This is a genomic window from Pseudomonas sp., from assembly GCF_030683065.1.
Lineage (GTDB): Bacteria > Pseudomonadota > Gammaproteobacteria > Pseudomonadales > Pseudomonadaceae > Aquipseudomonas.
The window spans coordinates 81144-97110 of record NZ_JAUXMX010000063.1; the positions used below are offsets into that span (position 1 = coordinate 81144).

The following is a 15967-nucleotide window of genomic DNA, read 5'->3' on the forward strand; positions in this document are numbered from 1 at the left end:
TACGCACCACGCGCCCTGCGTCGGGGGCCGCCGATGAGCGAGGCGTTCCAGGCCGGCGGCCTGCCGGACAAGCGTCAGGTGGCGGCGTCCTTTTCTCGTGCGGCCGACAGCTATGACAGCGTCGCGGCCCTGCAGCGTAAAGTTGGCAGCGAGTTGCTGGCGCGCTTGCCGGCTACTCTGAATCCGCAGCGCTGGCTCGATCTGGGCAGCGGCACCGGGCATTTCAGTCGCGCCCTTGGGGCGCGTTTCGCTGCGGCCGAGGGTGTAGCCCTGGATATTGCCGAGGGCATGCTGCGCCACGCCCAGCCATTGGCTGGCGCGCAACACTTTATTGCTGGCGATGCCGAGCGCCTGCCGCTGCGCAGCGAGTCCTGCGACCTGCTGTTTTCCAGCCTGGCGCTGCAATGGTGTGCGGACTTTCGCGCGGTGCTCAGTGAGGCCCGGCGGGTGTTGCGTCCCGGAGGTGTGCTGGCATTCAGCAGCCTGTGCGTCGGTACCCTGCACGAGTTGCGCGACAGCTGGCAGGCGGTGGACGGCTTCGTCCACGTCAACCGCTTCCGTCACTTCGACGATTACCAGCAGCTCTGCGCGGGCAGCGGCCTGCAGTTGCTCAGCCTGGAAACTCAAGCCGAAGTGCTGCACTACCCCGACCTGCGTAGCTTGACCCATGAACTCAAGGCGTTGGGTGCGCACAACCTTAACCCCGGTCGCCCGGGTGGTCTGACCGGTCGCGCGCGCATGCTGGCGCTGCTCACTGCCTACGAGCGCTTTCGCCAGGCGCAAGGGCTACCGGCTAGCTATCAGGTGGTCTACGGCATTTTGCGTAAAGAGAATTGAGATGACTGCAGCCTTTTTCGTCACCGGTACCGACACCGAAGTGGGCAAGACCACCATTGCCGCCGGCCTGTTGCATGCCGCGCGCATGGCTGGTTTGTCGACCGCCGCCGCCAAGCCAGTGGCCTCCGGCTGCAGCAAGACGCCCGCCGGTCTGCGCAATGACGATGCCATTGCGCTGCTTGGCGAGTGTTCGCTGACGCTGGACTACGCCGAGGTCAACCCGTTTGCCTTTGTCCCGGCTATCGCCCCGCATCTGGCGGCGCGCGAAGCCGGTGTAGTGTTGGATGTGGAGGCGCTGCGCGGGCCGGTGCAGGCGATCCTCGACAAAGGGGCGGATTTCACCCTGGTCGAAGGCGCTGGTGGTTGGCGCGTACCGCTGGCCGGGCAGGCCGCGCTGTCCGATCTGGCGATCAGCCTGGATCTGCCAGTGATTCTGGTGGTGGGGGTGCGCCTGGGGTGCATTAATCACGCTGTGCTGACTGCCGAGGCGATTGCCCGTGACGGCCTGACCCTGGCCGGCTGGGTGGCCAATGTGATCGACCCTGAAACGTCGCGTCTGGAGGAGAACCTGGCGACCCTTGCCGAGCGCTTGCCGGCGCCTTGCCTGGGGCGAGTGCCGCGCTTGGTCAAGGCGACGCCAGCGGCTGTGGCCGAATGCCTCGATTTGGCATTGCTGGAGTTCGGGCTATAAGCCGGTCGTCAGTCATAGCTGTTTGCCAGTACGCTACGTGCTCATTATCTGCTTCAATACAGCGTACCAATGGAGCTCACCTGCGGGAGCTGTTTTATGGAAATCTCCGGTAACGCCTTTCGTTCAGGCATCAGCACTATTCAATCAGGGCAGCGGCGGGTCGATCAGGCTGCAGCCGAAATCGCCGGCAACTCGCTCGCCGGGCCACAACAGCCAGCGCAGACGCCTGCGCCGAATCAAGTCAATCAGGCACCTGAAACGTCCGGACAAAACCGTGCGGATCTGACTGAAAGCATGGTTGCATTGCGTGTAGGCCAGAATGAGGCGCAAGTGGGCGCGCGTGTGGTGCGCACTGCCGATGAAGTGCTGGGCACCCTGATCGACACCAAAGCCTGAGCGCGTGTTAAACGGTTTGGTCGTGCCAAAAGGCTCGTTGATCCTTCGTGTAGCGTGTTTGGCTGCATCTTATCGGCGGTCGTCACGCAACGATACGCGTTGTTTCTACAACCTTTGAGGTTGCCGACGTCCTTAACAGATACGCAACAAGGGGGTATGGCATGCAAATTGGCGCTGTGCCTGAGTATTTGGCGCCAGCAGTGCAGCCACTGCAAGCGCGGCCTGTTTCGTCTGCCGCCTCCCCGGATGTTTCCCTTGATCTGACCCGTGCCGCCCAGGCTCCCGCTACGCCTTCCCCCGCCCTCGGCGACGAACAAGCTGCTTCCGCCCGCGAAGAGGCTGATCAAGCCACCGGGCAGTCGGCTCAGTCTGCTGGCAAGCAGAACAACGCCGAGACCAGCCCGCAACAACAGCGCATCGAACAACTGGAAATTGCCGAGTTGGTTAGTCGTGATCGCGAAGTGCGTACCCACGAACAGGCCCACGCAGCAGTTGGCGGCAGCTATGCCGGTGCCCCGAGCTACACCTATACCCGGGGGCCGGACGGCCAGCGCTATGCCATCGCCGGAGAGGTCAGTATCGACACCGGCGCCGTGGCGAACGATCCGCAAGCCACGCTGAGCAAAATGGAGGTCGTTGTGCGTGCAGCGCTGGCCCCGGCCGAGCCGTCGGGGCAGGACTTGCGCGTGGCAGCGCAAGCCCAGGCGCAGATGGTGCAAGCGCGCGCCGAACTGGCTGAACTGCGCCTCAGTGAGGCCGCAGAAGCGAGCGCAGAGCGTGCTCAATCAAGCGAGGCGGGCGAGCCTGCGGCGCCAGACGACGAGTCAGATGCGACTCTGCAATCATCGCGCTCGCCTGCAGTCGATCTCGGCCTGTACCAGCGCACTGCCGAATCAGCAGATTCGGCGCCGTTGATCGATCTGCTGGGCTGAACGGTTGGTGCGATTGTAAAAAAGCACGGGCCCACTGCGACCGCCTCCAGGCGGTCTAGACTCCGACCAATAATCTTGAGCAATCCGCGATCCGTAGGGCGTCACTCGCCGCAGGCAGTGCACCATGGTTTATCGGCACGGCACACATCCCGGCGGGTTGGCGCTTCGCTGCGAACGGAACGTCACCTGCTGCGCCTTACCGTGAATACCTGGAGACGGCTTTGCAGCGTGTTGCCAGTCACCGCTTGGCAGTCCAGCGGTGCTTGACAAGGTAGGGCCGTAAACGTATGTTTCAAACACTTGTTTGATTGCTGGGGTGGCCAAACTGTCGCCAGGCAATCGGGAGTAATCCCCCAAGCGGCCGTTTAGTCGGTCACCCAAACACACTAATAAGTCCATCGCAGAGGTTAACCGCTATGCCTGACTACAAGGCCCCCTTGCGTGATATTCGCTTTGTCCGTGACGAACTGTTCGGCTACGAAGCGCATTATCAGAGCCTGCCTGGCTGCCAAGATGCTACCCCGGACATGGTTGACGCCATCCTCGAAGAGGGCGCCAAGTTCTGTGAGCAGGTATTGGCGCCGCTGAACCGTGTGGGTGATATCGAAGGTTGTACCTGGAGCGAGTCCGGGGTTAAAACTCCGACCGGCTTCAAGGAAGCCTACAAGCAGTATGTAGAAGGTGGCTGGCCGAGCCTGGCCCATGACGTCGCTCACGGCGGCCAAGGCCTGCCCGAGTCGCTTGGTCTGGTGGTCAGCGAACTGGTCGGTACCGCCAACTGGTCCTGGGGCATGTACCCTGGCCTGTCGCATGGCGCGATGAACACTATCGCCGAGCACGGCACCGATGAGCAGAAAGAGGCTTATCTGACCAAGCTGGTGTCCGGCGAGTGGACTGGCACCATGTGCCTGACCGAGCCGCATTGCGGCACCGACCTGGGTATGCTGCGCACCAAGGCAGACCCACAGGCCGACGGCAGCTACAAGGTTTCCGGCACCAAGATCTTCATCTCCGCTGGCGAACACGACATGGCCGACAACATTGTCCATATCGTATTGGCCCGCCTGCCCGATGCACCGCAGGGTACCAAGGGTATCTCGCTGTTCATCGTGCCCAAGTTCCTGTCCGATGCATCTGGCGCTGTTGGCGAGCGTAATGCGGTGTCCTGTGGCTCGCTCGAGCACAAGATGGGTATCCACGGCAACGCTACCTGTGTGATGAACTTCGACGGCGCCACCGGTTACCTGATCGGCCCGGCGAACAAAGGCCTGAACTGCATGTTCACCTTTATGAACATCGCTCGTCTGGGGACTGCGCTGCAAGGCCTGGCCCATGCTGAAATCGGCTTCCAGGGTGGCCTGAAGTACGCTCGTGAGCGTCTGCAGATGCGTTCCCTGACTGGCCCGAAAGCGCCGGAAAAAGCCGCCGACCCGATCATCGTCCATCCGGACGTGCGTCGCATGCTGCTGACCATGAAGGCCTTCGCTGAAGGCAACCGTGCGATGGTGTACTTCACTGCCAAGCAGGTCGACATCGTCAAGTACAGCCAGGACGAAGCCGAGAAGAAGCAAGCCGACGCACTGCTGGCCTTCCTCACGCCGATCGCCAAGGCGTTCATGACCGAAGTTGGCTTCGAAGCAGCCAACCACGGCGTGCAAATCTATGGTGGTCACGGCTTTATCGCTGAGTGGGGCATGGAGCAGAACGTTCGCGACAGCCGCATTTCCATGTTGTACGAAGGCACCACTGGCATCCAGGCGCTCGATCTGCTCGGCCGTAAAGTGCTGCAGACCCAAGGCGAAGCGCTGAAAGGCTTCACCAAGATCGTGCACAAGTTCTGCCAGAGCAACGAAAGCAACGCAGCCGTCAAAGAGTTCGTTGAGCCATTGGCCCAGCTGAACAAGGAGTGGGGCGAACTGACCATGAAGGTCGGTATGGCCGCGATGAAAGACCGCGAAGAAGTTGGCGCTGCATCGGTCGACTACCTGATGTACTCCGGTTACGTCTGCCTGGCTTACTTCTGGGCTGATATGGCGCGCCTGGCTGCCGAGAAAATCGCTGCTGGTGCTGCCGATGAAGCCTTCTACAAGGCCAAGTTGCAGACCGCGCGTTTCTACTTTGCACGCATCCTGCCGCGTACCCGCACCCACGTGGCCACCATGTTGTCCGGCGCTGGCAACCTGATGGACATGCACGAAGACGACTTCGCACTGGGCTACTAAGCCTTCCCGCGATTTCGCCTGGAAAAGCCGCTACCTCTCGGGGTAGCGGCTTTTTTGCGTCTGGGGGGAGTGGCGCGTCACGGGTCAATCAGCGGTTAAACGGCTTCTCGTGAGGTTGGCGCACGTTGCCGATGGCGATGCCGCCTTTTTTATTGGCCGCCGATGGGTATCGCTACGCTCAACGCCATCCTACGGATAGCCAGTCAATTTGCATGCTCGGGGCTTTTGTAGGATGCGACGGGCCGCGTAGGGTTGAGCGCAGCGATACCCATCAAGATCGTGCTTGATCGCGCAGAGGTTGGCGTCTCCAGCGTCTCCCTCCGGCCGCTCACCGGTTATTTATGGCGCTGCATTCAGCGGGCATACGGTCGTTGTCGCCCAGCCCGCTTCGGCAGTAGCGTAGGGGTATTGATCCGCGCCTTGCGCGCCAGCTGACGGAGAATGACCATGCCCGATTACAAGGCTCCCCTGCGCGATACGCGCTTTTTGATCGACGATGTTTTCGACTTCCATGGCAGCTACGCCGCACTCGGCGCTGGCGATGCCACACCAGACATGGTCGCTGCGATCCTCGAAGAAGGTGCCAAGTTCTGCGAGCAGGTGCTGGCTCCATTGAACCGCTCCGGCGACGAGCAGGAGTGTCAGTTCAATAACGGTGTAGTGACCACGCCCAAGGGCTTCAAGGAAGCCTTCGCCCAGTATGTCGAAGGCGGCTGGAATGGCCTGGCTGCCGACCCGGCTTACGGCGGCCAGGGTCTGCCGCATTCCCTCGGTCTGCTGATCAGCGAGATGGTCGGCACCAGCAACACATCCTGGGGCATGTACCCGGGGCTTACTCACGGTGCCATGTCGGCGATCCATGCCCACGGTAGCGAAGAGCAGAAGCAAACCTACCTGACCCCGCTCACTGAAGGCCGCTGGACCGGCACCATGTGCCTGACCGAAGCGCATTGCGGTACCGATCTGGGCCTGATCAAGACCCGTGCCGTGCCCCAGGCAGATGGCAGCTATTCGATCAGTGGTAGCAAGATATTCATCTCTGCCGGTGAGCACGACATGAGCGAGAACATCGTTCATCTGGTGCTGGCCAAGCTGCCGGATGCGCCTGCTGGAACCCGCGGTATTTCCTTGTTTATCGTGCCCAAGTTTCTGCCTGACACTGCTGGCCAGGTGGGTGCGCGCAATGCGGTATCTTGTGGCTCGATCGAGCACAAGATGGGCATCAAGGCATCGGCCACCTGCGTGATCAACTTCGACAGTGCCAGCGGCTACCTGATCGGTGAGGCCAACAAGGGCCTCAACTGCATGTTCACCATGATGAATCATGCACGCCTGGGCACTGGCATGCAGGGGCTGTGTCTCGGCGAAGCCAGTTTCCAGGGCGCGCTCAAATATGCCAACGAGCGCCTGCAAATGCGCGCTCTGAGCGGGCCGAAGGCGCCGGAAAAGGCGGCCGATCCAATCATCGTCCACCCCGATGTGCGGCGCATGCTGCTGACCATGAAGGCATTTAACGAGGGCAACCGCGCCCTGGCTTATTTCACGGCACAACTGCTTGATCAGGCGCATCGTAGCGACAGCGCCGAACAGCGTGACGAAGCGGAAAATCTGCTCGCCTTCCTTACGCCGATCTGCAAAGCCTTCATGACCGAGACCGGCCTGGAGGTGACTAATCAGGGTATGCAGGTGTTGGGTGGCCACGGCTATATTCGCGAGTGGGGCATGGAGCAGTTAGTCCGCGATTGCCGCATCGCCCTGATCTATGAAGGCACTAACGGCATCCAGGCCCTCGATCTGCTCGGGCGCAAGGTGCTCGGCAGTCAGGGCAAGCTGTTACGTGGTTTCAGCAAGATCGTGCATAAATTCTGCGAGGCGCAGGTCGATCATCCGCAGCTCAAGGAGCATGTCGACCAGTTGGCCGTATTGAACAAGCAGTGGGGTGAGCTGACGCAGAAGATCGGCGTGGCGGCGCTGCAGAACCCCGACGAGGTCGGTGCGGCGTCCATGGATTACCTGATGTATTCCGGCTACGTCACGCTGGCCTACTTCTGGTTGCGCATGGCTGTGGTCGCGCAACACAAGCTTGAGGCAGGCACCGGCGAGGCGGCGTTCTATCAGGCCAAGCTGGCAACGTGTGCGTTCTACTTCAAGCGGCTGCTACCGCGCACCGCCGCTCACCTGGCTGCGGCCGAGGCGGGCAGCGCATGCATGATGAGCCTGCCAGCAGAGCATTTCGGTCTCTGATCGGCGATTGAGGCTATGCAAAATCCCGCCAGTTGGCGGGATTTTACTATCTGAGGTTGATCGGCAGGCGAAGACTTGACGGTCACAACACGACCCTATGTGTCTGAAAAGTTGCTCGGTTAGACTCACCCACCCGTTTTAACCCTGTTGCTTCGTTCGAGGATTTTTCATGGCTGACTACAAAGCTCCCCTGCGCGACATGCGCTTCGTACTCAACGAAGTGTTTGAGGTTTCCACGCTGTGGGCTCAATTGCCTGCCTTGGCCGACGTGGTGGATGCAGACACTGCCAGCGCCATTCTCGAAGAGGCCGGCAAGGTCATGGCGGGCAGCATTGCGCCGCTCAATCGCAGCGGTGACGAGGAAGGCTGTTCCTGGGACAACGGCGCGGTGAAAACGCCGGCCGGCTTCCCTGAGGCTTATCAAACCTACGCGGACGGTGGCTGGGTAGGCGTTGGTGGCGACCCGCAGTTTGGCGGCATGGGCATGCCCAAGGTGATCTCCGCGCAAGTGGAAGAAATGGTCAACTCGGCCAACCTGTCGTTTGGCCTGTACCCGATGTTGACTGCTGGTGCCTGCCTGTCGATCAACGCCCATGCCAGCGAAGAGCTGAAAGAGAAATACCTGCCAAATATGTATTCCGGCGTCTGGGCTGGCTCCATGTGCCTGACCGAGCCGCATGCCGGCACCGACTTAGGGATTATCCGCACCAAGGCCGAGCCGCAAGCTGACGGTAGCTTCAAGATCAGCGGTACCAAGATCTTTATCACCGGCGGTGAACACGACCTGACCGAGAACATTATCCACCTGGTACTGGCCAAGCTGCCGGACGCGCCAGCGGGCCCGAAAGGCATCTCGCTGTTTCTGGTGCCGAAGTTTATGGTCAATGGCGACGGTTCGCTGGGCGAGCAAAACGCGCTTTCCTGCGGTTCCATCGAGCACAAGATGGGCATCAAGGCCTCGGCCACCTGCGTGATGAACTTCGACGGCGCCACCGGCTGGATTGTCGATGCGCCGAACCGTGGCCTGGCGGCGATGTTCACCATGATGAACTACGAGCGCCTGGGCGTGGGTATCCAGGGCTTGGCCCTGGGCGAGCGCAGCTACCAGAACGCCGTCGAGTATGCCCGCGACCGCATTCAGAGCCGCGCACCGACCGGCCCGGTGGCTAAAGACAAAGCCGCCGACCCGATCATCGTGCACCCTGACGTGCGCCGCATGCTGCTGACCATGAAAGCCCTGAACGAAGGTGGCCGTGCGTTCTCCAGCTACGTGGCCATGCAACTGGATACCGCCAAGTACAGCGAAGACACCGCCACCCGCAAGCGTGCCGAAGAACTGGTCGCCCTGCTGACGCCGGTGGCCAAAGCCTTCCTCACCGACATGGCGCTGGAAACCACGGTGCACGGCCAGCAGATATTCGGCGGCCACGGCTTTATCCGCGAGTGGGGCCAGGAGCAGCTGATCCGTGACTGCCGCATCACCCAGATCTACGAAGGCACCAACGGCATCCAGGCCCTCGACCTGGTCGGGCGTAAAGTGGTCGGCAGCGGCGGTGCGCTCTACAAGCACTTCGCTGAAGAGATCAAGGCCTTCACCGACAGCGCTGACGCCTCGCTGGCCGAGTTCGTCAACCCGCTGAAAGATGCCATCGCCAACCTGGAGTTGATGACCAGCGACTTGCTGGAGCGCGCCAAGGCCAACCCGAACGAAGTGGGTGCTGCCTCGGTCGAGTACCTGCACGTGTTCGGTTACACCGCGTATGCCTACATGTGGGCGCTGATGGCCCGGGCTGCGCTGGCCAAGCAGGATCAGGACGATTTCTACGTCAGCAAGCTGGGTACCGCACGCTTCTTCTTCGCCCGTATCCTGCCGCGCATCCACTCCCTGACCGCCTCGGTCAAGGCTGGCAGCGAAAGCCTGTACCTGCTGGATGCTGCGCAGTTCTAAGCCGCACACCCGGTAACGCAAAGGCCCCGATCCATGATCGGGGCTTTTTGGTTATGTAAGGGCGCTGGCGATAGTTGGCCGTTGTCGGAGCGCTCATGCCAAGGCATAAACGCTGGCCGTGCTGTTCGCTTAAGGAAAAACGCCGCTTCACCCTGAATGGGGAAGCGGCGTTTTGCATGGTGCGCCAGGCTAGCTGTTGGCTTCAGTTTTCAATGGCGGTGTATCGACCGCTTCTGGTGGCGTCGAACCCTCTTGCAATGGGCGTTCGCGTCGCCATTGCAAGGCAATCAGGATCAGGGTCGGGATGCCCAGCAAGGCAGTAATCAGGAAGAATTCGGCATAACCGTATTTCTCCACCATTACTCCGGAGTAGCCACCGATCAGTCGCGGGAGCAGAAGCATGATCGAGCTGAGGAGCGCGTACTGGGTGGCCGAGAACTGCAGGTTGGTCAGGCTCGACAGGTAGGCGACGAACGCCGCTGTGGCCAGGCCAGCGCTGAAGTTGTCGGCGGAAATGGTGACGATCAACATCTGCAGGTCGGCGCCCATGCCGGCGAGCATGAGAAACAGCAGGTTGGTGGCGGCCGATGCCACGCCACCGATGAACAGGATCGGCATAATACCGAAACGCACGATTAGCAGACCGCCAAAACCAGCCCCGAGCAGAGTCATGACCAGGCCGAACAGCTTGCTGACGCTGGCGATCTGGTCCTTGGTAAAGCCCTGGTCGATGTAGAACACGTTGGCCATCACGCCCATCACGGTGTCTGACATGCGGTAGGTGGCGATCAGCCCGAGCAGCAGGAAGGCCTGCCAGCGGTAGCGGACGATAAAGTCGTTGATCGGCGTCAGTACCGGCGCCAGCCCGCGGCGGCCCATGGTCGACAGGCACAGGCCGGTAAGAATGCTGTACAGCAGGGCGCGCAGGAAGGCGCGGTCTTCGAGGAGCAGATTGAGCAGGCTGATTTCACCACGCACCAGGCTGGCGAAATCGGTGTAATAAAACTGGGTGAACATCGCCGGCACCGAGACCAGCAGCACGATCAGCACCAGCACAGAGGCTATCTGATGGCTGAAACCATAGCGTGCGGCCGCCAGTTGGGTTTGCAGCGGCACTGCCGGTTCGCGCATCCACAGGCTGGTGATCAGGCCCGGCAACATTAGTAAGGCGAACATCAGGTAGGTGCCAGCCCAGGCGCTGTGCTGGTAAAGCTGCACGGTAGAACCAAAACCTTCGGCGAAGTACAAGGCGCCCGCGGTGGCCAGCAAGGCCGCGACCCGGTAGCCGGCCATGTAGCTGGCGGCCAGGGCCGCCTGGCGGGTGTCCTCGACGATTTCCAGGCGGTAGGCATCGATGGCAATGTCCTGGGTGGCGGAGGCAAAGGCCACCAGCACCGCCAGGGAGATCAACCAGGTCAGTTTGGTCTGCGGATCACACAGCGCCATACCGGCCAGGCCGATGGCAATCAGCACCTGAGACAGGACCAGCCAGGAACGGCGTCGGCCGAGCCTGCCGAGCAACGGCAGGCGCCACTGATCAAGCAGTGGCGACCAGACCCATTTGAAGGCATAAGCCAAGCCGATCAGGCTGGCAAAACCAATGGTTTCACGCGCCACGCCTGCTTCGCGCAACCACACAGAGAGCGTGGAGAACACCAACATATAGGGCAGGCCGGCGGCGAACCCTAGGAGCAACAGCACCAGCGTGGAGGGGCTGGAGTAGGCGGCGATGGCTTCGCGCCAGCTTTTACGGGGCATTGAGCGGGTATCTGTCTGCTGAGAATGAATGAAAGGCCGCACTCTAACCGCTGTGCTCCACTGGACGCCAGCCGTGCTGTCGGATATCCACGCGGTCATTGACCACGAACACACCTTCGCTGCGCAAGCGCGCTCGTTGTTCTGCGCCGGCAATACTGCCTGCCGGCAGACTCAGGCGACCACTGGCGGCAATAACCCGATGCCAGGGTAGCGTAGAGCCCTGCGGCAACTGACTGAGGCTGCGTCCGACCCAGCGCGCGGCACGGCCCAGGCCTGCCAGCTCTGCGAGTTGACCATAGCTGACCACCTGGCCCGGCGGAACGTGCGCTAGCGTCATATAAAGTGCCTCACGTCGTGCTTCCTGGCTTGCCGCTGGCGGCGCGGACGCGGCATGCTTGGCAACCCCATCCTGACCTGCTGGTTGTCGACCGATCATGCTCCTGCGCACCCTGCTGTTATCTGCATTCGTTGGTTTGGCCACGCCGGTGTCGGCGGACACGGTCTGGCTGAGTAATGGCGATCGACTAAGTGGCGAAATCCTGTTGCTCGACGGTGGCAAGCTGGCACTGAAAACCCGCTATGCCGGCCAGGTGCTGATTGATTGGAAGGATATCGATACCTTGCGCTCAGACAAACCCCTGTTGCTGCGTCGCCAGGGCTTGGACAGCGAGCACAGCAAACAGTTGGCTGCGGCTGGCAAAGGCATGGTGCGGGTCATCAATGCGACGACCCAGACCGTGCCGCTGGCCAGCATTACCCGTATGGTCCCGCCGCGGCCGGTGCTGCAAGATCGGCTCTGGGAGGGTAATCTCGACGCCAAGCTGGACATGGAGCGCAAAGCGGATGACTCCGATGAGTGGAAGCTCAAGGGCAATACCCGGCTCGAACATGGGCGCTGGCGTCATGTCCTGACCGGCGATCTGGAGTACGAGACCAAAAACGGCACCAAGGTCGACGACAACTGGACGTTGGAGTACGACCTTGATCGCTTCCTCAGCGAACATTGGTTCTGGCGGGTTGGCGGTCTGCAGCAGGAAGACCAGTTCGAGTTCGTCAGGCGCCAGCGTATCGTCGGCACCGGGCCCGGTTATCGCTTCTGGGATAACGAACTGGGCCGCTTCGACCTGATCGGCCAGTTCAATCGTGTTCACTTCGAAACGACTACCCGCACTCTGGACTTCGACACCTTCTCCCTGGAATGGGATTACAAGCGTCTGCTGTGGGGCACTCGCCTGGAGTTTTATAGCAACGCCGAACTGCAGATCCCCGAAATCGCTGAAATCGACTACGTACTCGACAGCGAGATCGGTCTGCGCTATCGGCTCAACAGCTGGGCGCGTTTGTCGCTGCTCTATGAACTGGATCAGATTCGTGGCCTTGGGGGCACCTCATCCGAGCGTCAGTATCTGTTGGGCGTCGGGGTCGGTTGGTAGCGGCGTGACGCCGGTCGTGTTGCTGGAACTCCGATAAAATCCGACGGTCAGTGCTTGTTCAGTCCTTGGGCTTGCGCATAATGCCCGGCCTTTATTTAATCAGAGTTTTTCAAGCCCTTTATGATCTCCAGAACCTTGCTATGCCTGGCCCTTTCGGCAGCTACCAGCCCTCTGCTGGCCGATACCGTATGGTTGAAAAACGGTGATCGGCTGAGCGGCACCATTAAATTCTTCGAGGGCAAGAAACTGCTCCTGGAAACCGATTACGGCGGTTCCATTGCGCTGGATTGGAATAAAATCGCCACCCTTGAAAGTGACCAGGAGTTGCTGGTCAAGGCAGGCAAGGTTACCGGCGAGCGGGCCAAGGCCCTGTTAGCCGCGGAGCAGGGCAAGGTCACCCTGGCCAATGGTGACGGGCCAAGAACCATCGAGCTGGCAAGTATTCAGCGGATCATGAAGCCCAAGCCATTGGTTGAGGATCTGACCTGGAAGGGCAATATCGATGCGGCGCTGGACTATAAGCGCGCCGAAGCCGACACCGATGACTATGATGTCGACCTGAAAACCCAGGCCCGCCATGGCCTGTGGCGGCACAACGCAGAAGCCGGTTACGACCGCGAGTTTCAGAACGACGTGATGACCGCCGATAACTGGAGTGCCGAATATGCGCTCGACCGTTTTCTCGACGAAAACTGGTTCTGGCAGGGGCGTCTCGAGTACAAGCGCGATCAGGTCGAAGAGCTGGCCCGTCAGCGTACCGTCGGTACCGGCCCGGGTTACCAGTTCTGGGACAATGAGTTGGGCGCATTCTCGGTAGCGGGCCTGCTCAACCGCACCGACTACGAGTATGCCAATGGCGAAAAGGACAACTTCCATGCCGTGAGCATGAAGTGGGACTACAACCGCTATCTGGTCGGCAAGAGCTTCGAGCTGTTCAGCAACGGCGAGGTCGGCAAGCCGCTGGCCAATGTAGCCGACTACACCCTGGATGCTGCTGTGGGCCTGCGCTACAAGGTCACCGACTGGGCTTCGTTGAACATGAAGGCCGAAAAAGACCTGGTCAGTGGCTCAGAGGGCGAGTTGGACGAGACCCACTACAGCCTGGGCTTTGGCGTCGGCTGGTAAGTCGTTCGTCATGCGCTAGCCGTCATTCGATGGCTTGTCGGTGTGATGTTTGCTGTCACCGCGCTCACCCGGCAGCGGGTGGCCTGAGTAGCAACGCTGCAATCGACCGCAATGCTGTTCACTCAACCCTAGTGAGCAGCACTATTGCAGGCCATGTCCCCGTCAGGCGTGGCATGCATGGGGCGCTAAGTGAACCCAGCTGAGCCTCAAGAACCGAGCAACTGCAGCAGTGCGCTCGGGGAATAGCCTGTCCAGCGTTTGAACGAGCGACGAAAGTTGGTCGTATCGTGAAACTGCAGGTAAGCGGCCACCTCTTCGTTACTGTACCCCTGCGCCTGATAGAGATAGAGCGCGACGTGCTTGCGCACCAGGTCGAGCTGTTCCTGAAAGTGCGTGCCGTGCTTGTGCAGTTTGCGCTTGAGGGTGGCCGGGCTCATGTCGAATACCTGGGCGACCTGCTCCAGGTTCATCGGCTGGCGAATGTGCGCTTGCAAGTGGTCGTACAGGCGATCCAGCAGGCTGGCATCGACGCCCAGTTCGTCGAGTTGCCGCTTGCTCTGCTGCTGCGCCACTTGACCGGCCGTGGCCGAGGCCATTGGCCATGGCACGTGCAGGTAGTGACGCGGGATGCTCATCATGTCCACCTGACGGTCGAACTGGACCTGCTCGCCCAGGTTGACCCAGTACTGCTCGATATAGCGCGGTTGCGCATGGCTGAAGCTGCATTGCCAGGGCAGTTTTTCTCCGGCCAGCCAGCGGCTGCTGGCGCAGACGGCAGTCATGCTGGCTTCGAGCAGAAAGCGCCGTTGTTCCCCGGCGCCACAACTGTCCAGCCAGTACAGGTAGGCGTTGTGCTCATCAATCAGCAATCGCGGCGCCAGTAGCGGGCTGAGCAGGGCGCGCTGCTCGACCAGCAGGGTCAATGCCTGGTGCAGGCTTGCGGCGTGGCGCAAGGCATGGCTGGCGGCGCCATAGTGGCCGGGCAACAGGCGCTGGCCGAACAGAAAGCTGGTGTCGTCGGCCGCCAGCAGGCGCTGGGCGTTGTCGATCAGTTGCAGGAATTGTCCGGGGCTGATGCGAACCTGGCCGGCGAGAATATCGTCATGGAACAAGCCGGTGCCGCGCAGCAGGCGGTGACTGTCGACGTCGCGGCCGAGCGCCAGGTCGAGTAGCGCGGCGGGCTGGTAATGGGCGGCGATAAAGCGGCTGTCGCATTCGTACCAGGTGGTTTTCAAGGCCATCTACTCAGGCCTCAGGCGCGCTTGATGAACGGCGGTTGCTTGGCTCGCGCCAGCGCCAGGTTGAGCCGTTGCAGCAGGCTCTCCGGGCTGTCCTGCTGGGCCATGACCACCGCCACGCTGGCACTCAGTTGCAGGCGCTCGCCGTGCAGGTGGCTTTTGTAGGCCAGGTGCTGCACGGCGGCTTGCAGTTCCAGGGCCAGATGCCGGGCCTGTTGTTCGCCGGTATTGGGCAGCAGCACCACGAAGCGATCGCCGGCCAGGCGGCAGAGCAGGTCCTGGCGGCGCAGGTTGAGCACCACCACCTGGGACACCACCTGCAACACGCGGTCGCCCTCGGCGTGGCCGTATTCGCGATTGACCCGGCTGAAATCGTCCAGGTCGAGGATCACCAGGGACAGCGGTTGTTGCTCGCTGTGCGCCTCCTGCAACGCCTGTTGCAACTGCAAACGCAGGTAGTCGGCTCCGCCCAGCGGGGTGACCTTGTCGAACAGCCGGTGCTCGCGAAACAGCCGTTCGCGCTTTTCCATCTGTGCGCTGATGGCCAACTGTTCGCGGTGCCAGTGGTAGATGCCCAAGGTCATCAGGATAAAACCCACGGGCATCGGTCCCGACTCGAGCCACTTGTCCCACGCGATGCCCGTCGGCAGTTGCACGAACTCGTCGAGGGTATCCATCCAGAGGGAGAAGAACAGGCAGGCCAGGCCATAGAACAGCAAGGTGGTGACTTGTCCGGCCGGGCGACTTTTCAGCAGCAGGCCGATCCATACCAGCACCAACAGCGCCGAGCCGCCTTCACCGCCGATATCGGTCCAGTTCCATTCGCTTAGTGCCTTGAGCGTGCCGACACTGAGGTAGGCGAGCAAACCGAAGTTGGCCGCCAGCAGCAGGCCGCAGAGTTTCCAAGCGTGAAATTTCAGCAGGGGTGGCATGGTTACACAGGCTCCGTATCGGCACAGTCGCGCCAGCAGAGCAGATGCCCATGACGGTTTGGTTACAGCGTGGGGAGGTCGAATCAGCTCAGGTCAGTTGGCGATTTTTGTGCGTTGGCTGCCCCGATCGCCCAATCGCGACGTCAGCGAAGTGGCTTTAGCCGCGATTCCCGCGCTCTGGTAGCCCTGTTTATAAAGGCTGCAGGCGCGG

Annotated in this window: 13 protein-coding genes; 9 read left to right on the top strand and 4 right to left on the bottom strand. The window is 61.2% G+C overall.

From position 1 onward, the window contains the following. The first annotated feature begins 33 nt into the window (after window positions 1-33). From bioC to Q8K09_RS20525, 7 genes are all read left to right on the top strand, one after another. Window positions 34-837, top strand: coding sequence for a malonyl-ACP O-methyltransferase BioC (gene bioC / locus Q8K09_RS20495; RefSeq protein ID WP_305256852.1), 804 nt, complete (start codon window positions 34-36; stop codon window positions 835-837). A gap of 1 nt (window position 838) precedes the next feature. Further along, entirely contained in the window at window positions 839-1528 is a 690-nt protein-coding gene (gene bioD / locus Q8K09_RS20500) for a dethiobiotin synthase (RefSeq protein WP_305256853.1), read from the top strand. A gap of 96 nt (window positions 1529-1624) precedes the next feature. Beyond that, the gene (locus tag Q8K09_RS20505) at window positions 1625-1924 is read left to right on the top strand and encodes a hypothetical protein (protein ID WP_305256854.1); all 300 of its coding nucleotides are present in this window, start codon (window positions 1625-1627) and stop codon (window positions 1922-1924) included. 161 nt (window positions 1925-2085) lie between these two features. Further along, window positions 2086-2856, top strand: coding sequence for a putative metalloprotease CJM1_0395 family protein (locus tag Q8K09_RS20510; RefSeq protein WP_305256855.1), 771 nt, complete (start codon window positions 2086-2088; stop codon window positions 2854-2856). 416 nt (window positions 2857-3272) lie between these two features. Beyond that, window positions 3273-5078, top strand: coding sequence for a phenylacyl-CoA dehydrogenase (locus tag Q8K09_RS20515; protein ID WP_305256856.1), 1806 nt, complete (start codon window positions 3273-3275; stop codon window positions 5076-5078). Between the two features lie 447 nt (window positions 5079-5525). Further along, a complete protein-coding gene (locus Q8K09_RS20520) occupies window positions 5526-7322 on the top strand; it encodes an acyl-CoA dehydrogenase C-terminal domain-containing protein (protein WP_305256857.1) in 1797 nt (598 codons plus the stop codon). A 169-nt stretch (window positions 7323-7491) separates the two neighbouring features. Further along, the gene (locus Q8K09_RS20525) at window positions 7492-9270 is read left to right on the top strand and encodes an acyl-CoA dehydrogenase C-terminal domain-containing protein (RefSeq protein ID WP_305256858.1); all 1779 of its coding nucleotides are present in this window, start codon (window positions 7492-7494) and stop codon (window positions 9268-9270) included. A gap of 189 nt (window positions 9271-9459) precedes the next feature. Here the strand turns inward: Q8K09_RS20525 and Q8K09_RS20530 are convergent, their stop codons facing one another. Both Q8K09_RS20530 and Q8K09_RS20535 read right to left on the bottom strand, forming a co-directional pair. After that, window positions 9460-11028, bottom strand: a complete 1569-nt coding sequence (locus Q8K09_RS20530) for an AmpG family muropeptide MFS transporter (protein WP_305256859.1) — start codon at window positions 11026-11028, stop codon at window positions 9460-9462. A gap of 43 nt (window positions 11029-11071) precedes the next feature. After that, entirely contained in the window at window positions 11072-11464 is a 393-nt protein-coding gene (locus Q8K09_RS20535; RefSeq protein WP_305256860.1) for an MGMT family protein, read from the bottom strand. Here Q8K09_RS20535 and Q8K09_RS20540 point away from each other — a divergent pair. Both Q8K09_RS20540 and Q8K09_RS20545 read left to right on the top strand, forming a co-directional pair. Further along, window positions 11463-12461 (top strand): DUF481 domain-containing protein, encoded by a 999-nt coding sequence (locus tag Q8K09_RS20540; protein WP_305256861.1) that lies wholly within the window; start codon window positions 11463-11465, stop codon window positions 12459-12461. The genes Q8K09_RS20535 and Q8K09_RS20540 overlap by 2 nt on opposite strands. A gap of 120 nt (window positions 12462-12581) precedes the next feature. Then, the gene (locus Q8K09_RS20545; RefSeq protein ID WP_305256862.1) at window positions 12582-13586 is read left to right on the top strand and encodes a DUF481 domain-containing protein; all 1005 of its coding nucleotides are present in this window, start codon (window positions 12582-12584) and stop codon (window positions 13584-13586) included. Between the two features lie 206 nt (window positions 13587-13792). Here Q8K09_RS20545 and Q8K09_RS20550 read toward each other — a convergent pair whose 3' ends face one another. After that, window positions 13793-14827, bottom strand: coding sequence for an AraC family transcriptional regulator (locus tag Q8K09_RS20550; RefSeq protein WP_305256863.1), 1035 nt, complete (start codon window positions 14825-14827; stop codon window positions 13793-13795). Between the two features lie 11 nt (window positions 14828-14838). Continuing rightward, complete coding sequence (locus tag Q8K09_RS20555) at window positions 14839-15756, bottom strand: GGDEF domain-containing protein (protein WP_305256864.1); 918 nt, start codon at window positions 15754-15756, stop codon at window positions 14839-14841. Between the last annotated feature and the right edge of the window lie 211 nt (window positions 15757-15967).